Genomic DNA, 21475 nt, shown 5'->3' with positions numbered 1-21475 from the left:
TTATAAGGGGGGATTAAGGGGGGTCTATTCGACTTATGCAAGAGGTCTATTGTTTAATATCTCTCTAAAATCTTTAATCATCCCTCACCCCGACCGTTACCGCGCTGCTGTCCTAGCAGATATTCCTAGATTTGGCGGATTTCAGCTTGGGTGTCTCTCCACCTAACCCGGTCTGCTTCAGAGTATCGCTCGGTGATCGCCAAGTTTTTTATTTACTGAATTCAAGAAGATTTTGAGAAGACAATTTCTAATAATTTGAGGGCAGCATCTAAACGGCTTTTATTTGCACCGTTTGAAAGATTTACTGTTTCTTCTTCTCCTAAAGTAGCTTTAACAAGTTTAGCTGCCTCTATCGCGGCTGATACCATTTCACAAAAAGTATGATACAGATAGTCAAGGAATAAATGATGAAAGTCGCGTGGGATTAAAGACAGAACCAGGAAGACTCATTACGCTCCGTGGTGTGAAGCATAATCACGGACAAGTAATTAGGTCAAGTTATATTCCAGATGATAACTTTAGACCCATATCAGTAGATAGCTTGTGGGAGGGTGTCTACAAATTTATATGTAAATAAAATATTTTAAAAGTTAATAGATAAAAGTTCCCACAAGTAGTTTAAATTCTGATTTGTGGGAATTTTACTTATCAGGCATTGAGCCGAGATATAACCAAAAACCTGCAAGATAATCTGGAAAGGCTTGATTTTCCATTGTAAATCATGGCTAAAAAACTTAGATGTAGCAACTTTTCAAACCCAGAGAGGATAAAGATTTTCAGACCATCTTGCAAAAAATTACACGTATCTCAGTTTCATGCCACTATAGCATTGAGCCGAGATATGAACGAAAACGGAAATAGGGGCTGAAAAGGCTTAATTTTTCGTTGCCAATAACGGTGTTAAGTACAAAGAAATAACAAATTACCAAACCTAAGTAGGATAATTGTTAAGAGCTTTAATTTCCGAATATGCAGCTATCTCGGCTCAATGTCATCAAATCTACTTATGTCGCTTCTGATGCCACTGCCACGCATGAGCGACGATATCTTTGATAGATGGATACTGAGGTTGCCAACCTAAGATTGTTCTGGCTTTATCGCTGGTGCCAATAAGAATTGGGGGATCGCCAGGACGGCGATCGCGTTCTTCTACTGGTATCGAAATTCCTGTCACGTCTTCGACTGCGGCAATGACTTCTCTGACGGAGAAGCCGCTGCCATTGCTCAAATTAAAAACTTCGCTATCGCCACCTTTTAATAAATATTCCAATCCCAAAATATGGGCATCTGCTAAGTCATTAACGTGAATATAATCTCGAATACACGTACCATCGGGCGTGGGGTAATCAATGCCGAAAATTGAAATGGATTCTCGTTTGCCTAAAGCTGTCATTAGCACCAAGGGAATCAAATGGGTTTCTGGGTTGTGATCCTCGCCCAGTAAGCCATTGGGATTAGCACCAGCAGCATTGAAATAGCGAAAACGCACTGATTGCAAACCGTAAGCGACATCAAAATCAGAGAGAATCCTTTCTACCATCAGCTTTGTAGCGCCATAAGGATTAATCGGATTTTGGGGATGGGTTTCTGGAATCGGCACGAATTGCGGTACCCCGTAGGTGGCACAGGTAGAAGAAAAGACAAATTTCTTTACAGATGCTGTCAGCATCGCTTCTAACAGTGTCAAAGTACCAAGGACGTTATTGCGGTAATATTTGGCCGGATCGGTAACAGATTCTCCTACGTAGGCATAAGCAGAAAAATGCATCACCGCAGCAATATCGTGGGTTTTGAATAGATGATCGAGCAAGGCGCGATCGCTTGTGTCCCCAATTATAAGTTCTACCTGTAAAACCTTTTCTACTAAATCGCGATGTCCATAGACCAGATTATCAAGTATGACAACGCTATAACCCGCTTTCTTCAAAGCAAGCACTGTATGGGAACCAATATATCCAGCTCCTCCCGTTACCAGAATAGTAGGCTTTTCAGGCGACATAGTTTTTCCTTTTAAGTCGATTACTTAATTAATTTAGTTTATCGGTGCCATATTACTCTTCTGGAAAATTATAAATAATAGACGCAGTGTCAAAAAATTGCACTAAAATCACTACGACGGTAGTCTTTGGGTGTGAGGTTTGAGAAATTTTAAGTCAAACAGTACGATTACAATTTGACAATAAAATAAATCCATTTCCCGAAACCTCTAGGTTGAGCCTTACGGGTGACGCTTCTAACGTCGCTATCAGTAAGAAGTCGCCAGTTGTTTTATGCAGGGAAACCATGCATGGCAGTCTTTTCTGGGGGCAACCCCAATTGAAACGGATTGCCTTACCACCACACTGGCTCACTGCACCAGAAAATTTGAGAGTTAGTCTATGTTTCTATTGTTAAGCCGGGTACTGCTGTGGCTGCTGATTGGCACTATCGTTTATTCTCTGTTCCAGCGATTTTATCCCTCTGGAAGTTTTGTCGGGCGATTAATCTTAGTCGTTATCTTGGTAATCGTAGCCCTATCATTTCTTAACCCCAATGAACCTGCTGTGGCGTCGTTGTGGAGGATGCTATCTTTTCCACTCAAGCCTCTAGGAGCCTCTGTTTTACTGATGATTATTGCCGCTCAGAAAATCAAAGGAGGTGGAATAGACAAACCAGGAGGATACTTGATTGGTTGGGCACTGACGATTTTGCTGTTAGCAAGTACACCAGCAGTCGCCTATTTCCTTTATAGAGCGCCACTAGCAATGACAGGTGATAGCTCTGTCGCAACTTCTACACCAACATCTGAGACATTGGTGGCATTAGGGCAACCTACCACAGCTAACATCTCAGATGTAACGGGAGATAGCATTCTTTCTTATAATTTAAGAGTGCCTCCCTATTTATTACAAGGAAGTCCTCAAGATATTCGCACACGCGGTTTACGACTTGAAGACTTTGTACCAAATTCGGAAACATTGCAATTAACAACAAGAACTTGGGAAAATTATCTCGTTGAAGTTTACAGGTTCTTGCGTGTTCAGCGGTAATCAGGTAAGAGAACAATACTTGGTTCGTAGTAAGCGCTTGAGCGCTCCATCCGAGGACTAAAGTTTTTACTACGAACTTATTTCTTCATTAAAGTTGCTGTGATGGACTACTAGTAATAAATGGCAATAACTAACCAGTTAAAAGAGGTAACAAAAGCTGAATTTATAACAAGCGATATTTCCTCTGCATAGCTACCTTCTGGGACTAGCAGTTAATCTAGATGATAAAGTTGCACAATTGCTTTAATGGCAAAATCTCGACGAATCGCTAAACTCAGTGCTTACCTACGACCCCATTGGCGGGAAGCCTCCTTGGGCATTCTCGCTTTGTTGTCTGTCAATGCACTGGGTGTTTATATCCCTTGGTTGATTCGTGCTGGTGTTGACAAACTCTCGACAACCTTCAGCTGGAACCAAATACTACATTATGTAGTAGTTATTGTCTTGCTCAGTTCGGCGATGTGGCTAATGCGGATGGCATCACGCATTTGGCTATTTGGGGTGGGACGTCAGGTAGAATTTGACCTGAAACAACGAATTTTTGAACACTTACTGAAGCTGGAGCCTGCTTATTTTGCCAGTAATACTGCTGGTGATTTGATTAGTCGGGCTACTAGTGATGTGGACAATATCAAGCGGTTATTGGGTTTTGCGGTCTTGAGTTTGGCAAATACGGTGTTTGCCTACGCCCTGACACTGCCAGTAATGCTGGCAATTAGTGTGGATCTCACCCTAGCCGCTCTAGCAGTGTACCCTTTTATGCTCTTATTGGTGAGTCTGTTTAGCGATCGCTTACGCAAACAACAAGCAGCAGTCCAAGAGCAACTCTCTGACATCAGCGAACTCATCCAAGAGGATATCAGTGGCATTGCCTTAATTAAAATCTATGCTCAAGAAGCAAACGAGCGTCGAGCTTTTGCCAAGAAAAATCAGCAGCTATTGACTGCTAACCTGGAATTGGCAAAACTCCGCAATACACTGTTTCCGCTAATTGGCGGGCTAGCTAATATCAGTTCACTGGTAATCATCTGGCTAGGATCGGCACGGATGTCTGCTGGGACGCTTCAGGTTGGCGATTTTTTAGCACTGTTAATTTATGTAGAGCGCCTAGTTTTTCCCACTGCCCTTTTAGGATTCACAATTACTGCCTACCAACGCGGTGAAGTTAGTATTGATAGGCTAGAATCTATTCTCTCTGTCACACCAAAAATTAAAGATGCAGCCGATGCCATACATTTACCAGTGGCTGAACTTAAAGGCGAACTAACAGCTAAAAATCTTACCTACAATTACCCTGGTTCCACTACTCCAGCTTTAGCAAATGTTAACTTTACAATTGCTCCTGGAGAAACTGTAGCAATTGTTGGGGCAATTGGTTCGGGGAAATCTACTTTGGCCAATGCTTTACCGCGCTTGTTAGATATTGAATCAGGACAATTGTTTTTAGATGGGCTAGATATTACTAAGATCGCTTTGACAGATTTACGAGGTGCGATCGCCTACGTTCCTCAAGATAGCTTTCTATTTAGCACTACAATCAAAAATAATATTCGCTACGGCGATCCAGTTAGCGAACAACAGCAGGTAGAATCTGTTGCGAAACTTGCCCAAATTGAATCAGAAATTCAGAATTTTCCGCAGCAATATGAAACTATTGTTGGCGAACGCGGTATTAATCTTTCTGGCGGTCAACGGCAACGTACTGCTTTAGCTCGCGCAATGTTGGTCAATGCTCCAGTGTTAATTTTGGATGACGCTCTCTCTAGTGTGGATAATCAAACAGCCACGCAAATCCTTAAAAATCTCTCCAGTGGTACTGAACGTAAAACAGTAATTTTTATTACGCACCAATTATCAGCGGCGGCGGCGGCTGACCGAATTTTTGTAATGGAAAAGGGAAAAATTGTGCAGGTCGGAAATCACTTAGAACTTTTAAAACAACAGGGTTTATACAGAACTTTGTGGAGCCAACATCAAGTTGAGGAATTACTGCGGTAAGTTTTGCATGAAGTGCTGCGATCGCTCCTCCCGTCCCATATTCAGGGCAGCAAGACTTCGGCATGAGCGCTCAGTCGAATGCTGCCCAACCCCCAAGATGGATAATTTATTTATTGGAAATCCCTTATTTCTGACTTTACTCAAGGATTGTAAAGAGGTCTAGCAAAATAATCACATTTATCATAACTTTATAGTTATATAACTATTAATTAGCTCGCCTCATTAATCATGGTTAACACCCTACCCAAGCCAGAAATTAAAACCCCCAGCAAAGCAACTGTACTCACCCCCCGGTTTTACACTACAGATTTTGAAACCGCAGCCAAGCTGGATTTGTCTGCCCAGGAAACGGAGTTGCAGGCGATGTTGACAGAAATGCGGACAGACTACAACCGCCACCATTTTGTTCGCGATCAAGCGTTTGAACAATCTTGGGAACACATTAGCGGTGAAGCAAGGCAGGCATTTATAGAGTATTTGGAACGCTCTTGCATTTCTGAGTTTTCCGGCTTCTTGCTATTCAAGGAATTATCCCGCAAGCTAAAAAATCGCAGTCCAGTGCTAGCGGAAATATTTCAAATGATGGCGCGTGATGAAGCCCGCCACGCCGGATTTCTCAACAAAGCAATGGCCGATTTTAAACTCTCCCTTGATTTAGGCACTGTTACTAAAACCCGCACTTATACATTTTTTCCGATTGAATGGGTACTTTACACCGTTTACCTCTCCGAAAAAATTGGCTACTGGCGTTACATTATTATTTTCAGGCATCTAGAAAAGCACCCGGAAAACCAGTTTTACCCCATATTCCGCTACTTTGAGAGTTGGTGTCAGGACGAAAACCGCCACGGGGACATATTCAAAGCATTATTGCGTTCTCAACCGCAACTTTGGAACACCTGGAAATCTAGGCTGTGGAGTCGCTTTTTCTTGCTATCAGTATTTGCTACTCACACCCTGACAGTTCATGAACGTTCTGGGTTCTACAAATCATTGGGACTTGATGCCACAGAATTTGATATCCAAGTTGTCCGCAACACCAATGAAACCGCAGGACGGGCTTTTCCTGTAATGTTGAATACCGAACATCCCAAGTTTTTCCCACGTCTGCAACGCTGTGCTGGTTATAACTTGAAAATTGCAGATATTGAAGGCAGTTATAATCCGAAATTGGTGAAGCTAATTCGCAAACTACCTTTGATTGCAGCAATTGTTTGGAATCTGCTGTTAATTTACCTGATCAAACCAATTGATACTGAAGCCCTGCGGGGAATGGTTCGTTAGCTATTTATCAGACATCTACTGGTGAAGTTAATTATGTGTCCTAAATAACGCATAATTAATTTCACTAGATGTCGATTCTTGAATATTTGGGTAGCTGAATAATGACAAAATTAGACTAAGAGGTTATTTATCAGCAGTTTTGAAGGTTTCTGTTTGCAGGTCGCTACACTTACCCACATCCTTTCAACTACTTTCCCACTAATAATCTTGATTGTTTACTACAGACCATCTCAAAGTACAAGCCCAGTCCTTAAAACGCAACATCCGCAGCAATCTCGTGCCAGCGAGTAGCCAAATCCTCCGCAGTAGAACTTTCAACAGCGGCAAGGTTCAACGGATAGTCCACGTTGTTTCGCTCGATCCAGCGCACGGCTGTGAATTGACCATTGCTTGCTCTTAATATAAATCCAGACTCTTGGCATTCTGGAGAAGCTAGATATAACACTCCAGGAGCTACTTGATCGGGTCGCAAATCCTCTGGCTGATCTTGTACGTTCCACATCCGCGTTTTGGCTACCGGCGAAATCGCATTAACGAGAATTCCATGCTCTTTGCCTTCAACCGCGAGCACGTTCATCAGACCTATCTGTGCCATTTTCCCCATCGCATAGGGGGCGAGACCACTAAGGGCATATTGCTGATAAATAGCTCTATCTGAAGTCGTCAACACGATTCGTCCGTAGTTTTGCCGCTTCATAATTGGAAAAGCCGCTTGAGCCAACCACGTTGGCGCTTCGACGTTAACTTTAATTGCCCGCTGCAAAAAATCAGGGGTTAGCTCTTCTACTGATTGGTATGCGACCCATCCAGCGTTGTGGATCAAGATGTCGAGACGGCCAAATTTCTCCAGCACGGTTTCCACTAGGTGTGTGCAGTTCTCTCTACTATCAAGAAATTCGGTGATCGGGAACGCAATCCCGCCTGCTTCGTGAATTCTTCTTGCAGCATCAGCCGCCACGTTCGGATCGAAACCAGTTCCATCTTTATTAACGCCTGCATCGTGTACGATGACTTGCGCTCCTCTACCCGCTAGCAAGCGGGCATAAGCTGCTCCTAAACCTCGTCCGCTTCCAGTAATAATCGCTACTTGATCGTCGAGTCGAATCACTTAACTTCCTCCTGACTTAAATTCTGAGTTTTATATCATGTCCGGTTAATTAGTTATGATTACTACATCTGTGCAAAACTGTATAATCTGTACTTACAGTAACCTGCTGCCAAGTATCCAAATCCGTTTTGACTTTTGACTTTTGACTTCCCCGTTCGCGTAGCGTCCCGCAGGGAAGGGGCTGACCCATTCCAGTTTTTCCTGAATTAGGCTCATGGCATCCGTGCCTAACGCCAGTCGCATCGGTGGATGAGGACTTTCCACAGCTTGAATGATGGCTTGCGCCGCTGATCGTGGATTGCCAAGTTGCTTACCATCCATATCTTTGAACCAGTGCAATGAGGCACCGCTCACCGGAGCATAGGCATTAATGGGTTGTTTGGCTGCTGCCAGAGAGCATCGCCACTCAAGTTAATTTCCTTCAAATTTGCCTATCTCAGTGCGGATAGCACATCTTTCAATCACTCGTTCAAGATTGAAGTTGCTGCATCAGACCTGCCGCGTCAGAAACAGACCAATGCTCGGCGATCTTGCCATCTTGAATCCGATCAATTCGGATCACCGATGTAGAGATGCTTTTGCCTGTTGGAGAGATACCATAGAATGCGCCGCTGTGCTTGCCTTTGCTTGTGATATATGTAACAACCCGATTGCCCTCCGCAACCTGCTGCATGATCTCAATCACAATATCGGGGAAAGCAGAGAAAAAATCATCAAAGAACGAATCATGATAGACCCTAAGCGCATCAAGACCGCGATTATCTGATCCTGGCATCGCGTGGTTGATACAATCCTCTGTCCAGAAATCCTTTAGAGCAGTGAGATTTTGACCGTTCCAAACCACTTGAACAAAGTTCTGGATAATTTGCTTGTTTCTATCAGCGTCAGTCATCAGCTTTCTCCAGAGAGTGGTTTTTCATTGGATAGTATACAACTTCACAAGCTTGAATGACTTTGTTGATCTGGACACTGTCGCCCTTCTTCAACACAGCTTCTGCTAAGGCATATCCGAACCCTGTTGAACATCCTGTAATCAACCAAACTTTAGGAGCGACACGATTTTTGTCCGAGTTCATTTGTTTTCTCCAATACAAAATCCATGAGACGCGCCTCATATTTCTTACGATAGGAGACAGCCATGCGACTGTCCAATATATATTTAACTAAGATTAATAGGTTAGACATATAAATGTGATGGAATTACGGCACTTGCACTACTTCATCGCGGTGGCTGAGGAACTACACTTTAGTCGAGCAGCGGAGCGGTTGCACATTTCCCAACCCCCGCTCAGTCAGCAGATTCGTGGTTTGGAAGATGAACTAGGAGTCAAGCTGTTTGAGAGAACGAAGCGGCAAGTGCATCTAACTAAAGCAGGCGAAGTATTTTTAGAGCGATCCTACCTGGTGTTAGCGCAACTCGAACAGGCAATCAAAGTGACACAACGGATAGGGCGAGGTGAGGTTGGACGGTTGGCGATCGGGTTTGTCGGCTCTGCAACGTATACCGTACTGCCAGATATTTTAAGCGTCTTTCGAGAACAGTTTCCTGCTGTAGAACTGGGATTGCAGGAACTGACAACGCAAGAGCAAATTCAAGCCCTGCATCACAAACAGGTTGATGTCGGCATTGTTCGTTCTGCCATCATTGAGCCAGGTTTGAGTGTGGAATGCATTTTGCAAGAATCATTGGTATTGGCGTTGCCAGAAACCCATCCGCTCTCTGCCCAAACTAAAGTATCTCTCTCCACTTTGGCAGATGAATTATTTATCCTATTTCCTGCCAAAATGGGACCTATCTTTTACGAGCAAATTATTAGCATTTGTCAACAAGCTGGATTTCGTCCGAAAGTCGCTCAGGAGGCAGTTCAGATGCAAACTATCATCGGCTTGGTTGCAGCAGGACTGGGCATCGCTTTCGTTCCCGCCTCCTTGCAAAACTTCCACAGAAGCGGAGTCATTTACAGACCCTTACAAGAGCAGATACCTAAAACCGGACTCTATCTTACTTGGCGGCAGCATGATTCCTCTCCAGTAATAAGAGCATTTCTCAGCTTGGCACGGAAGACGACACAATGGGAGTCAAATCGTGATGATACGTGAGCAGTGAGGGATCAATCACCTCACCTAATAGCCTCAAAGTAATGTACTCAGCAGTAACCTGGCCTAAAGGTAGCATAGCCACCAGCCGCCACGCTCCGAGCTGAAGCCTTTTCAGGACAAGGATTTCAAGAAAAAATTCCGAATGGTCTAAATCTCCAAATCAAGGCAAGTGAAAATTTCTATAAGCCTTATCTAGAGATGGTTTCAAGGATTGGGTGGCGGCTAGTGACAGCGGAGCTACTATTGGACCTTAGAGACCATTTATAAAGTAAATAGATTTTTAACGATACTTACACCCAAGCGAATACTGTTAACACTAGTAAACTCAGCGAGTCTCTCACGAAACTCGCTGGTCTTCAAAACCGTGCTTAATGGTTTCCCATTACACGGCTCCTCAATGATTCGGCACATTGTCATGTGTACTTCACAACTGAACCATCCTCAGTTGTCTTTTCATCGTGGCAGTGTCTGTGTAATATCTGGAGATTTTTGTATTCGTCTTTGCCTCCCAAACTTTTGGGGGTTTTGTGGTCAATTTCCAGTACATCCTCCTCTCGAAAGTACATTCCGCAGTGGGTACATTTCCCTTTTTGTTTCTTTAAGAGTGCTGCCACTCTCATAGTGGTTTCGGGGTGTTCTCCCATTCTTGAACTCCAGTAAATTAGGTTGCCATCGTAGGGACTGGCATCGCCTTTGACTTTCACATGACGGATAATCTTTGTTTCCGTGTGTGACCGTAACCGTATCGGGTTTTTACCCTCCTGTCTGGTTGCGAATACCCAATTATTACCGCCTATGGTTTGCCAATATTTCTTTGACACCCATCCCCTAGATTTCTTGGGGTGGCGGTGTTGCGCCCAGGCTTTTAGCTTTAGATACATGAGATCATCTAAATCAGAGAAGATAACCTTACTTACTGATGTTGAATAGTAGTTAGACCATCCTGTTATTACCGGGTTTAATCGACTAATTAACGCCATTTGTGGCGCTGCTTGATGGTCATCGATGATACTTGCTATTCGGTCGTAATGTATCTTTTGCTTTTCCTTGCTTGGGGTGATGATTGTCTTGAAGCCTTGTTTTGAGTGGTATTTACCCACTTTCCACTGTCTTATGTTAAAACCAAGGAAGTTAAAACCTGGTTTTTCTGACCCATACTCGTTTAGAGTGTGGGTTAGACGTGTTTTAGAAGGCTTCAATTCCAGACCCATGTCTATTAACCATTCAGAGATTATCTCCCTGCATCTTTGGACAAGGGTTATGTCTTTGTGGAGAATTACAAAGTCATCGGCGTATCGGATAACTTGAGGGCTTCTGAACTTTGTACCTTTTTTGTGATACCAAGTTTCCCTCATGGTTTGAGACATTTCTGGGAATGCCTTATTTATTCGTTCTTCCATCCCGTGGAGGGCAATATTTGCCAGCAACGGGGAGATGACCCCGCCCTGTGGCGTACCCTCAGATGTCGGAACTGCTTACCATCCATTACCCCCGCTTTTAACCATGCTCGAATTTGTCGGCAGATGGTGGGAGATGTATTTAATTTTCTTAGCAGTGCTTCATGGTCGATGCGGTCGAAGCATTTTGCAATGTCGGCATCAAGTACAAATTTACTTTTCTGCACAATTGCTTGGAATATTGCCTCTCTTGCATCATGACATGAGCGCCCAGGTCTGTTAACCTAAGCCGGGAAGTCACCTCCCCGACTCGGCTCCAAAACCGTGCTTAAGAGTCTCCCCTTACACGGCTCCTCAGTACATGGAATCCACCTTTGCTTGTGGCTACTAATCGTACGCTTACGCTTTCCACCTTAATTACCCGTGAATTTGGTCATGGCAATGCAGGTGTAATAGAACCAGGTTACTATCGTTGTTTTTTCCACCTTGACTTTGTGGTTTTTGGTGGTGTTTCTCAATTAAATCTCCTGGTCTGAATTGTTGTTCGCAGTGGTGGCATTTCCCTTTGTGTCGTTTTAACAGTCTAGCTTTTTGCGGGTCTGTAGTCAGAAAATTATCCCCCATTCTTTCACTCCAGTATGTGGCGTCCCCATCAAAGGGTGAGCGGTTTCCTTTAACTTTTGTCCACCGCGTTCCAGCCTTGTACGAGCCGTATTTATGGAGCTTAACTAGTGTTTCCTCTCGTTGAGAGAATAACCAGTTGTCTCCTCCCTCTGACTTCCAATATCTCTTGGCTATCCAGCCATTTGACTTGTTAGGATGCCGTCTTGAAGCCCAACGCCATAACACTCTAAACACCAGATACTCTAGTTTGCTATACGCTTTTCCTGCGTTCCAAGGTGACTGATAGTTACACCAGCCTCTCACTTTTGGATTTAGAGCATTTATCAGCTTTGATTGTTCGGCTGCTTTTAGCTCGTGTATTTGTTCTGCTATTGCTTCATAGTGTTGTTGAATGCTTTTGTCGCTTGGCTTGATGATAGTCTTGAAGCCTAAAGCTTTTCCCTTACTTGTGTTCCCAGTATGATTCACACCCACCGCAAATTGCCTGATGGTGAAACCCAGGAAATCAAACCCTGGTTCTCTGCCTTCATGTTTGAGCAGGGTATGTACTAGTTTTGTCTTTTCAGGTTTTAGCTCTAGACCGATATCCTTTAGCCACTTTTTGATTAGCTTCTGGCATTCTTGCACTACACTTAGCTCATCGCAAATTAGTACGAAGTCGTCTGCATATCTGATAAATTTTGGTTGAGATACGTCATCTCTACCAAATTTCCGTCTTGCACCCTTAATGCACCCGTTGCTATATGACGGATACATTTCTTCGATTGCATTTTGCATTCCATGTAGTGCGATGTTTGCCAATAGCGGCGATATGACACCCCCTTGGGGAGTTCCACTGTTAGTTTCCTTCCAGTTTCCCTCCTCGAACACTCCTCCTTTTAACCAGGCTTTAATTTGTCGCCTGAATTGGGGAATGGTGTCAATTTTTGCCAGTAGCTTTTGGTGGTTTATTTGGTCGAAGCATTTTGCTATATCCGCGTCTAGGATATATTTCGGTTTTCCCGTTATAACTATCCTGATTGCTTCGATTGCATCATGACACGACCTTCCCGGTCTGAACCCAAAGGATTCGCTTTCAAATTTAGCTTCCCATTCGGGTTCTAGCACTAGTTTGAGTAGTGCTTGTTTGGCTCTGTCTGGAATGGCACTAAGAAAAGCTCTAAGGTTTGCAGGATAAAGACTACAGCTTTTAAAGCTATTGAACAGTGTCGGAATGGGGTAGGCGATTGTCCTTGATGAAGTGTTGCGATCGCTAATGAAGTTTGCTCCCGGTGTAACCGCCCGCCTTGTTGGGATGCCTGGGGCGGTAAACTGCGCTATGCCTAACTCCAGACAGTACAAAGATGTATCGGTTGTCCAAAAAATTTTTAGGTAGGAAAAGCTTACTCGTTCATGAAATACTTTCCTTGAGACGAGCAAGCAAACATCATAAATACTACTGTGACACTACGAGTACAAATCCTCAAGGATAAATTTAATTCATCTTTGGGATTACCTTTTAAAGAATTGTTACCAACAAGTGTAATTGAGCAAGCAATCTCGGAGCTAAACATTAGATATTATCGGCGATTATTTGACCCAATAGTAACGCTTTGGGCATTTTTATCTCAAGTTTTAGATACTGATAAAAGTTGTCAGAATCCAGTAAGTAAAATCATTGCTTATTTGGCTGGAGTTGGAGTGGAAATCCCATCAACTGATACAAGCGCCTATTGTCAAGCGCGGTCTAGATTACCAGAAACATTATTACAAAAACTTTTTCGTGAGACTGGAGAAAACTTAGAAGAAAAAGTGACGACAGAATATTTATGGTGTGGTCGAAATGTGAAAGTAATAGATGGTTCTACGGTATCAATGCCTGATACTGCCGAAAACCAGAAAGCATATCCCCAACCTAGTAGTCAAAAGCCTGGATGCGGGTTCCCAATTGCGAAAGTTGGTGTGATATTCAGTTTAGCTACTGGAGCTGCTATAGCTCTATGTATCGACGTTATGAACACTCATGATATAAAATTAGCTCGTCAATTATATCAGTTTCTTAATCCCTTAGATATCCTTTTAGGGGATAGAGCTTTTTGCGCTTATACCGATCTAATTGCTATTAAAAAAATCAATTGTGATGCCGTCTTTCGGAAGCATCAAGCTCGAAAAACTTCCATGCGAAAAGGTAAAATTGTTGGAGACTGCGATAAATTAGTTACTTGGTACAAACCTAAAATTTGCCCCAAAGGATTAAGCCTAGATGAATTTGATATTCTACCTCCTTCCATAACTGTGCGAGAAATTTACTATTACATTGTTATTCCTGGTTTTCGTACAAAAAGAGTTAGTTTAATCACTACTTTATTAGATAAAGTAACTTATTCTACTCTAGATATTGTTGGGCTTTACGATCAGAGGTGGGATGTTGAGCTAAATTTAAGACATCTTAAAACTACCTTGGGCATGGATGTTTTACGCTGTAAAACTCCCTCAATGGTACGCAAAGAAATTTACGTTTATTTACTTGCCTACAATCTACTGCGTAGTTTGATGTGGTCGGCAGCTACTACTTACGGTACTCCAGCCTTACGCCTGTCACTGCAAGGTACTCGTCATCATTTAAATAACTTTATTCCCCAATTATTAGCAGCAGCTTCAACAAAACGTCTCCAAATTTATCGCACTTTACTAAAAGTTATCGTTCACAAGACTGTAAGCGATCGCCCAGGCAGAAGTGAACCACGAGTTCGTAAACGCCGTCCGAAAGCTTACCCCTTGATGACGAAACCCCGGCATGAGTTACGCAAGCAATTGCAAACAGCTTAAACCACAAGTGTTTCGGCTTTTCTTAGTGCCATTCGGCTATATCCGCTTAGTTAGAGCCGTTGTTCCCCATCAAAAAAGTCGCGGTGATGGGCGGATTGTCAATATAGTCGGTGGTGCAGGACGGACACCTCGTCCGAACTTCCTAGCTGGTGGTACAAGCAATGCTGCTTTGCTGAACTTCACAAAGGGCATTTCTAAAGAGCTAGCCGAGTACAAGATTCGCATTAACGCTATCTCCCCTGGTGCTACAGCTACTGAGCGTGCCGAGACTTTAGCTCGGCAAAACGCCCAAGCACAAGGCATCACTGTCGAGCAAGTGAAGGCACAAAATATCCAAAGTATTCCTTTAAAAAGAATCGCCCAGCCAGAAGAAATTGCCGCGCTGGCGCTATTTTTGGTGTCCGATCTTGCTGCATCGATTACAGGAACAGAGATTATCGTTGATGGCGGATCTACCCCTGGTGTTTAACAGTAGAGACGCGATTCATCGTGTCTGATGAATCGCGTCTCTACTCTTGTAAAAATATAAACTTCTTGGAGATAAAAACATGGGTTCTCAATACTTTGATATCAAACCAGTTGCAGGACGTATTGGTGCTGAAATTATTGGTGTTAATCTGAGTTCTAAACTCAGCGATGACATCATCAGCGATATTCGCAAGACTCTAGTCAAATACAAAGTCATTTTTTTCCGTGGTCAGCAACAACTCAATGCTGATGGACAGGTTGCTTTCGCTCGTCGCTTTGGTGAACTCACTACAGCCCACCCTACCGTACCATCACTGCCAGAAAACCCAGAAGTCTTAGACCTGAATTATGGGCGTACCACTTCCCGCGCCAATAGCTGGCATACTGATGTAACATTTGTAGACCGTCCTCCTCTCGGCTCTATCTTACGAGCGCTTGACATTCCGGCAACTGGTGGCGATACAATCTGGGCAAACTCAGTGACTGCATACCAAGATTTACCTACCCATCTGCGTAATCTGGCAGACCAACTTTGGGCAGTACATAGTAATGCCTTCGATTATGCAACTGGATTCGACCTACCTGAAGATGCCAAGGCTTACCGGGCTGTCTTCACCTCGACTGTATATGAGACTCTGCACCCAGTTGTACGCATCCATCCCGAATCTGGGGAGCATGGGCTATTCATCGGCGGATTTGTGCGCCAGTTCCGTGGCTTATCAACAACTGAATCAGATGACATTCTGCGGCTGTTGCAAGCATACATCACACGTCCTGAAAATACAGTCCGGTGGCGTTGGCAAGTTGGTGACGTAGCCTTTTGGGATAACCGGGCTACTCAACATTATGCGATCGCAGATTACGGCGACCAGCCCCGCCACGTTCAACGAGTCACAATTGTCGGCGACCTCCCAGTTGGCATCGATGGTAAACAAAGTGAGGCTATCAAAGGAGATGCTTCTGAGTACAACCGACGTCAGGCAGTAACTGCGTAATAGGACTCGCGTAAAAATAAAATACCAGCTAGACAATCTCTATGAAGTAGAAGTTTCATTGGTAGTAAAGCAAGTTCCATACTTGGGCAGAGGAGCGATGCATCGGTGATACACGCGCTACTGTTTTGGAAACAATAGCGGATACTTTAATCGAGCGTGCTGAGGCTCTGCCTTCTCGTGTTCTGCAAGTAGCGGTGACAGGCATTACTGCTAGTCGCAAATCCACTTTGGCACAGGAGCTAGCGCAGATACTAACCAGACGTGGAAGAAGTTCTGTTCACATTGCAGTAGATGATTTCCATAACCCACGCGATCTGCGCCATCGCCGAGGTTGTGAGTCGGCTGAAGGCTACTATTGATCACCGATCTTGCCCGCAGAGAGAATTTAACAATCCGGCAACTGTATTTGTGGATTGCAGGAGCGCGGGGACATCGAACGATTCTCGGAACACCAGAACACATTGCCGATCAGTTAGAAGATTGGTTCGTTAATGGTGGGGCTGATGGATTTAACATCATGCCGCCCTGGCTACCTGGAGGTTTAGAGGAATTCGTGGATTTGATAATTCCCGAACTGCAACGCCGAGGAATATTTCGTACTGAGTATGAAGGTCAAACCCTGCGCGAAAATCTCGGTTTACCCCGTCCGGTGAACCAGTTCACTACAAAGACTGCTCCTGAATCTGTGGGCGTCGGTTCCTTGGCATAGTTTTGATTGAACAACTGGCAGTGTTTTTGAAGCGACGGCTTTGATTTCCTCAAACTTCATCTGGTTTGTTATTCCAGTGGTTTTAACAATACAATCAAGTCGTCTCTAAGGAAACTTTTTATCGTGTTGGGCATCCTAACGGTTCTTCTATCCTCCTTTGTTTTGACGTTTCACAACGTTACTGTCCGAGTTTTGTTTTCAGAACATCTCGTACTAGGTTTATTTTTAGTCGGTGGATACGTTAAACCGGATTTGCAGAATTCCTTCTTGCTGATGTTCATGCGAATGCTGCTGGTGGTTCCACTGATGGCATCTCTATCATTCAAGCTATATCCATCTGCTTGGACAGAACTCCAAGACTTGTTCACCCGCAATCGTAGGGATATTCTAATCCAAGCTCTTGGCTGTGGGGTGCTGATGTTTGTATATATTGCCTCACTCTACATTGCTATTGGCTTGATTCCCACAGGCATTGCCTTGACCCTTTTCTTCACCTATCCCGTATTTACAGCACTGTTGTCATGGAGGTTTTTTGGCGATCGCCCCACATTGTTCCGTTGGCTGGTAATGGCTATTATTCTGGTAGGAAGCGCTCTCACCATTCCTCAATCTTCTGCCACTTACAGCAGTCATACCATTGCGATCGGCATTTTTGCTAGTTTTGGCGCTGGGATTGTTTACGCTTTTTATTGCATCATTGCTCAAAAATGTTTAGAAAAATTCCATCCAATTCCCTTTACCTGGATCAGTTTTGCTTCCACTTTACTGCTTTCTGGTATTAGCTTACTGTTTTGGCCAGCTAAGAGCGGCCAACTTGATTGGACACCTCTATGGATTGGTAGCATATTTTCGGGTCTTGTCAGCTTTCTTGGACACACTCTAAACAATGTGGGGATTCGGATGGTTGGCGCATCTACCGCCTCCATAATCGGCTCTAGCAGTCCAGCATTCACAGCGTTAGTTGCATGGATAACCATTAGCGAAACTTTAAACCTGATTCAAAGTGTGGGGATTGGTGTTGTCACATTGGGGATCGCTTTGCTGAGTGGAGAAGGTTTTATGAAATCGCTCAAACTTAGGGGTTAAATTGGGAATTAAGATATGCCTTTCTCTGCTATCCTTTTTGATCTTGACGGAACTTTGACAGATCCTAAACCTGGCATTACTAGTTGTATTCAGTATGCGCTCTCTGAACTCGGTTACAAACCACCGAATGCTGATGAATTAAATTGGTGTATTGGCCCACCACTGAGAGAGAGCTTTTTGCAATTACTCAATACCGTGGATCGCACAGTAATTGAACAGGCTCTTTTACTATATCGTCGTCGCTTTGCCACAATTGGATTATTTGAAAACTCCCTTTATCCTCAAATTTTAGAAGTCCTAAAAGCCATTTGTTTTGCTGGTTATAAAACTTTTGTTGCAACTTCTAAACCATATATTTATGCGACGCAAATTATTGAGTATTTTGGCTTATCCTTGCTTTTTGATGGTGTTTATGGTAGGGAACTTGACGGAGCGCGGAGCATAAAAGGTGACTTAATTCACCATATTTTATTAACAGAAAAACTTTCTCCATCTACTGTGATGATGGTAGGCGATAACTTCGTTAAGCTTCGCTAACGCTCACATGACATCATTGGAGCCAAACGTCATCAAATAGCCTCAATTGGTGTCACCTATGGCTATGGAACTGAGGAAGAATTAAAAGCTCATGGTGCTGACTTGATTGCCCATTCTCCAAGCGATATTCCTAGACTTGTAATTCGTAATTCGTAATTCAAAATAATGCCGTCATCATTAACGTTTATCCATAGTTTGCTTCTCTTCAGTACTGCTTTCTTTGCAGGCGGGTTAAACGCTGTAGCTGGTGGTGGAAGCTTTATAACCTTTCCAACTCTCATCTTTACGGGTGTCGCTCCGATCGCAGCTAACGCCACGAATAATACTGCAATTTGGGTGGCTTCCCTAGCCAGTGCTGGAGCATATCGTCAAGATTTGGGCATTGAGCGGCGAGATTTTTTACTTCTATGTGGTGTCAGTTTATTTGGTGGCATGATTGGCTCCATCGCCTTGTTGTATACATCGCCAGATGTTTTTAAAAGGCTGATTCCCTATCTATTGCTGCTAGCAACGGTTGTATTTACCTTTGGCGAACCGTTCAAAAAGTGGTTGCAGCGTCAAAACCAGAATACATCACCAGAATCTGTACCCTTGTTTAATTTGGTACTGGCTCAATTAGCGATCGCAATCTATGGCGGTTTCTTCGGCGCAGGTTTAGGAATTTTAATGCTGGCAACTCTGACATTTTTAGGTATCAAAAGTATTCATACAATCAATGCTTTTAAAACATTTTTAGGGAGTTGTATCAATGGTATTGCAATTATTCCATTTATTTTTGCAGGTGTAATTGCTTGGCATCAAGCTATTTTGATGGCAGTCGGTGGCTCTCTTGGTGGTTATTTAAGTGCCCATTATGCTCGTAAACTTGAACCGCACTTAATTCGGAAATTTGTGATGATTGTTGCCTTCAGCATGACTACCTACTTTTTTATTCACGGTTAATAACTGGGAACTACTCAGGGGTGATGTATGGAAGCATCAAAAAAATCACAAGTCATGCTCCGTGCTTTTAATTCCAGAAATTTTCGCCTGTACTACACAGGTCAGGCAATTTCTTTGATTGGTACGTCAATGACTCAAGTGGCTACTAGTTGGCTAGTATATCGCCTCACCGATTCCGCTTGGTTACTGGGTCTAGTGGGCTTTGCCAGCCAAATTCCCACACTTCTATTGATTCCTCTGGGTGGAATTATTGCCGATCGCTGGAATCGTCATCAAATATTGCTTGTTGCCCAAATTCTAGGAATGCTTCAGTCTTTAGCTCTAACGTGGTTAGTCCTAAGCGGTACGATTAATATCAAGTACATTGCAATTCTTGGTGTATTGCAAGGGATGATCAACGCCTTCGATATTCCCACCCGACAGGCATTTCTTCCCGAAACGGTTGGTAAGGAAAATCTCGGTAATGCCTTTGCCTTGTACTCTTCCCTGGTGAGTGTGACGAGTATGTTGGGCCCTGCGATCGCAGGTTTGTTGATTGTAGCGCTGGGATCGGGGCTATGTTTCCTAATTGATAGCATCAGTTACATCGCTGTAATTATTGCCCTCCTAGCAATACGGCTGACATCTAGAAAAGCCATCATTTCCAAACGCAAACCTTTAGAAGAATTAAAAACTAGTTTTAAATATGCCTTTGGATTTTTGCCAATTCGGTCAGTCTTGATTGGTTCGGCTTTAGTTTGCTGCGTGTGGGGATTTTATTTAGCTTTGGGGCCAATTTTTGCCAAAGAGATTTTGCAGGGTGGCCCTAACACCTTCGGTTTCTTGATGACAGCTTCCAGTTTAGGAACCTTAGCAGGTGGTATCTATTTAACTAAGTATAGCAATGTACTGGAATCAGGTAAAGTTCTAGTATTGGGTATATGTTTTATGGGAGTAAGCTTGATTGTCTTTGCCCTATCCCGTGTGTTCTGGCTTTCACTGCTTTCATTATTTGCAGCTGGTTTTGGCTTTATTTTGCAGATAATTGCCGGACGCACTTTGCTTCAGTTATTGGTGAGCGATGAAAATCGCGGACAAATTACAGGTCTTTATGTTATGGCATCTACAGGTGCAGTACCTATAGGTAACTTAATAGCTGGCGCACTAGCAAGCAAAATTGGTAGTAGCAATACTGTCATCCTTGGTGCAAGTATTTGTATTGCAGGCTCAATTTTCTTTATGCAACAAATCTCCACCTTCCGCGATCTGGTTTGTCTGAATCTACGTACTGAAGGAGCTTAAAAGAAAAATAGCTTTGGCTATTTGAAAGAGTGCATAATCAGCCATAACACCAAAAATTGGTAAAAACAATGACTACTATAAATGACCCTACTGTTGTTGCTGAAGTAACTGATTTATACCTCAAGTATGAAGAAGCTCTTTGTAATAACAATTTAGAAGTGATGGACAGCTTGTTTTGGGATGCGCCCGAAGTAGTGCGGTTTGGCATCACAGAAAATCTCTATGGCGGCGATGAAATTCGTAACTTTCGTCAGAATCGACCAAACCCAAAAATAGAGCGAGAAATCTCGAATCTCAAGGTTATAACTTTTGGGAAAGATGCAGCAACAGTAACTTTAGAATTTCGTCGAATCATCAATGGTCTAGAGCGTTTCGGGCGACAAAGCCAGACTTGGTACAAGTTTACTGAAGGATGGAAGGTGGTTTCAGCCCATATTTCATTATTGCCAGTGTGAGTTTCAAAACTAACACCCCAATACGCAGTCCTTTTACTTTTTGAAACAGAACCGTATTTTGGATACCAAAGAGGTGTATATTTCTCAAAACAATAGATATTTTAAAAGTTTTATGACAACACTAATTACAGGTGGCTGTATCTGTGGGGCAATTCGCTATGAATGCTCAACTGAGCCAGTTCTTTCTGGGAATTGCCATTGCCGCGATTGTCAAAAAACCTCCGGCAGTGGTTTTTCAGCCTCAATATTTGTGCCCATTGATGCGGTTAAGATCGCCGGAGAGGTGAAATACTACGATGTCAATGGTGATAGTGGACATAATGTTAGCCGTGGTTTTTGTCCAATATGTGGTTCCAATGTGTTTGGTAAGCCCGCAATAATCGCTGGCATAATTGGTATCAGGGTAGGTACTTTTGACGATCCAAGTTTGTACCAACCAAAAATGAATATTTTTACCAAGAATGCTCAAAAATGGGCTTTTTTAGACCCCAATTTACCTCAATTTTCTGATATGCCACCCCAAGAAATGATCTGACTTTTCATGGGATGTGGAAAAGAAAATGCAGTTCGCGACTTATAAGACTTTGTTGGCGAATTCAAAAAGGGGAGCATCCCACTTTTTATTATTTAAAAAAAGGTAAATAAAGCATGAGA

Annotated in this window: 23 protein-coding genes and 1 pseudogene; 15 read left to right on the top strand and 9 right to left on the bottom strand. The window is 43.2% G+C overall.

From position 1 onward, the window contains the following. Window positions 1-221: 221 nt before the first annotated feature. Both ACFE93_RS28540 and galE read right to left on the bottom strand, forming a co-directional pair. A complete protein-coding gene (locus tag ACFE93_RS28540) occupies window positions 222-368 on the bottom strand; it encodes a hypothetical protein (protein WP_375478488.1) in 147 nt (48 codons plus the stop codon). 632 nt (window positions 369-1000) lie between these two features. Next, window positions 1001-1999 carry a UDP-glucose 4-epimerase GalE gene (gene galE / locus ACFE93_RS28535; protein ID WP_375478486.1) on the bottom strand — a complete coding sequence of 333 codons (999 nt, stop codon included), beginning with the start codon at window positions 1997-1999 and terminating at the stop codon, window positions 1001-1003. Between the two features lie 379 nt (window positions 2000-2378). Between galE and ACFE93_RS28530 the strand changes: the two genes are divergently transcribed. From ACFE93_RS28530 to acsF, 3 genes are all read left to right on the top strand, one after another. Then, window positions 2379-3029, top strand: a complete 651-nt coding sequence (locus tag ACFE93_RS28530) for a hypothetical protein (RefSeq protein ID WP_375478484.1) — start codon at window positions 2379-2381, stop codon at window positions 3027-3029. Between the two features lie 246 nt (window positions 3030-3275). After that, window positions 3276-5027, top strand: a complete 1752-nt coding sequence (locus tag ACFE93_RS28525) for an ABC transporter ATP-binding protein (RefSeq protein ID WP_375478482.1) — start codon at window positions 3276-3278, stop codon at window positions 5025-5027. Between the two features lie 228 nt (window positions 5028-5255). Further along, on the top strand, window positions 5256-6311 hold the full coding sequence (gene acsF / locus ACFE93_RS28520; RefSeq protein WP_375478480.1) for a magnesium-protoporphyrin IX monomethyl ester (oxidative) cyclase: 1056 nt from the start codon (window positions 5256-5258) through the stop codon (window positions 6309-6311). A 250-nt stretch (window positions 6312-6561) separates the two neighbouring features. Here the strand turns inward: acsF and ACFE93_RS28515 are convergent, their stop codons facing one another. The 4 genes from ACFE93_RS28515 to ACFE93_RS28500 form a co-directional block, all read right to left on the bottom strand. Next, the gene (locus tag ACFE93_RS28515) at window positions 6562-7419 is read right to left on the bottom strand and encodes an SDR family NAD(P)-dependent oxidoreductase (protein ID WP_375478478.1); all 858 of its coding nucleotides are present in this window, start codon (window positions 7417-7419) and stop codon (window positions 6562-6564) included. Window positions 7420-7512: 93 nt separating this feature from the next. Next, on the bottom strand, window positions 7513-7773 hold the full coding sequence (locus tag ACFE93_RS28510) for a hypothetical protein (RefSeq protein WP_375478476.1): 261 nt from the start codon (window positions 7771-7773) through the stop codon (window positions 7513-7515). 115 nt (window positions 7774-7888) lie between these two features. Further along, window positions 7889-8311 (bottom strand): ester cyclase, encoded by a 423-nt coding sequence (locus ACFE93_RS28505; RefSeq protein ID WP_375478474.1) that lies wholly within the window; start codon window positions 8309-8311, stop codon window positions 7889-7891. Continuing rightward, window positions 8304-8495, bottom strand: a complete 192-nt coding sequence (locus ACFE93_RS28500) for a hypothetical protein (RefSeq protein ID WP_375478472.1) — start codon at window positions 8493-8495, stop codon at window positions 8304-8306. Before ACFE93_RS28500 ends, ACFE93_RS28505 begins: the two co-directional genes overlap by 8 nt. Before the next feature lie 118 nt (window positions 8496-8613). Between ACFE93_RS28500 and ACFE93_RS28495 the strand changes: the two genes are divergently transcribed. Further along, entirely contained in the window at window positions 8614-9519 is a 906-nt protein-coding gene (locus ACFE93_RS28495) for a LysR substrate-binding domain-containing protein (protein WP_375478470.1), read from the top strand. 413 nt (window positions 9520-9932) lie between these two features. Here the strand turns inward: ACFE93_RS28495 and ACFE93_RS28490 are convergent, their stop codons facing one another. From ACFE93_RS28490 to ACFE93_RS28480, 3 genes are all read right to left on the bottom strand, one after another. Further along, window positions 9933-10946: a group II intron reverse transcriptase gene (locus ACFE93_RS28490; protein WP_375478468.1), complete on the bottom strand. Its 1014-nt coding sequence runs from the start codon at window positions 10944-10946 to the stop codon at window positions 9933-9935. Then, window positions 10904-11143, bottom strand: a complete 240-nt coding sequence (locus ACFE93_RS28485) for a hypothetical protein (protein WP_375478466.1) — start codon at window positions 11141-11143, stop codon at window positions 10904-10906. The genes ACFE93_RS28490 and ACFE93_RS28485 overlap by 43 nt, the downstream gene beginning before the upstream one ends. A 190-nt stretch (window positions 11144-11333) precedes the next feature. Beyond that, entirely contained in the window at window positions 11334-12881 is a 1548-nt protein-coding gene (locus ACFE93_RS28480) for a group II intron reverse transcriptase (protein ID WP_375478464.1), read from the bottom strand. Between the two features lie 99 nt (window positions 12882-12980). Here ACFE93_RS28480 and ACFE93_RS28475 point away from each other — a divergent pair, with 99 nt between their 5' ends. The 11 genes and pseudogenes from ACFE93_RS28475 (at window position 12981) to ACFE93_RS28425 (ending at window position 21356) form a co-directional block, all read left to right on the top strand. Further along, the gene (locus ACFE93_RS28475; protein WP_375478462.1) at window positions 12981-14348 is read left to right on the top strand and encodes an IS4 family transposase; all 1368 of its coding nucleotides are present in this window, start codon (window positions 12981-12983) and stop codon (window positions 14346-14348) included. Beyond that, complete coding sequence (locus tag ACFE93_RS28470) at window positions 14317-14817, top strand: SDR family oxidoreductase (RefSeq protein ID WP_375478460.1); 501 nt, start codon at window positions 14317-14319, stop codon at window positions 14815-14817. The genes ACFE93_RS28475 and ACFE93_RS28470 overlap by 32 nt, the downstream gene beginning before the upstream one ends. A 79-nt stretch (window positions 14818-14896) precedes the next feature. Beyond that, window positions 14897-15811, top strand: coding sequence for a TauD/TfdA dioxygenase family protein (locus tag ACFE93_RS28465; protein ID WP_375478458.1), 915 nt, complete (start codon window positions 14897-14899; stop codon window positions 15809-15811). A gap of 125 nt (window positions 15812-15936) precedes the next feature. After that, window positions 15937-16170 carry a hypothetical protein gene (locus tag ACFE93_RS28460; RefSeq protein ID WP_375478456.1) on the top strand — a complete coding sequence of 78 codons (234 nt, stop codon included), beginning with the start codon at window positions 15937-15939 and terminating at the stop codon, window positions 16168-16170. Further along, a pseudogene (locus ACFE93_RS28455) lies at window positions 16158-16520 on the top strand (nitrilotriacetate monooxygenase); the annotation flags it as partial. The gene ACFE93_RS28460 and the pseudogene ACFE93_RS28455, both read left to right, overlap by 13 nt. 123 nt (window positions 16521-16643) lie before the next feature. Beyond that, a complete protein-coding gene (locus tag ACFE93_RS28450) occupies window positions 16644-17606 on the top strand; it encodes a DMT family transporter (protein WP_375478454.1) in 963 nt (320 codons plus the stop codon). Window positions 17607-17621: 15 nt separating this feature from the next. Further along, on the top strand, window positions 17622-18143 hold the full coding sequence (locus tag ACFE93_RS28445; protein ID WP_375478452.1) for an HAD hydrolase-like protein: 522 nt from the start codon (window positions 17622-17624) through the stop codon (window positions 18141-18143). A gap of 165 nt (window positions 18144-18308) precedes the next feature. After that, window positions 18309-19085, top strand: a complete 777-nt coding sequence (locus tag ACFE93_RS28440) for a sulfite exporter TauE/SafE family protein (RefSeq protein ID WP_375478450.1) — start codon at window positions 18309-18311, stop codon at window positions 19083-19085. 27 nt (window positions 19086-19112) lie between these two features. Beyond that, the gene (locus ACFE93_RS28435) at window positions 19113-20366 is read left to right on the top strand and encodes an MFS transporter (RefSeq protein WP_375478448.1); all 1254 of its coding nucleotides are present in this window, start codon (window positions 19113-19115) and stop codon (window positions 20364-20366) included. A gap of 68 nt (window positions 20367-20434) precedes the next feature. Beyond that, window positions 20435-20821 carry an oxalurate catabolism protein HpxZ gene (hpxZ, locus tag ACFE93_RS28430; protein WP_375478446.1) on the top strand — a complete coding sequence of 129 codons (387 nt, stop codon included), beginning with the start codon at window positions 20435-20437 and terminating at the stop codon, window positions 20819-20821. Window positions 20822-20933: 112 nt separating this feature from the next. Then, window positions 20934-21356 (top strand): GFA family protein, encoded by a 423-nt coding sequence (locus ACFE93_RS28425; protein ID WP_375478444.1) that lies wholly within the window; start codon window positions 20934-20936, stop codon window positions 21354-21356. Window positions 21357-21475: the final 119 nt, after the last annotated feature.

Origin of the sequence: uncultured Nostoc sp. (assembly GCF_964247315.1) — a bacterium.
Lineage (GTDB): Bacteria > Cyanobacteriota > Cyanobacteriia > Cyanobacteriales > Nostocaceae > Nostoc.
Note: the sequence above shows the minus strand (reverse complement) of the source record. Positions and strands in the feature narration are given on the sequence as shown.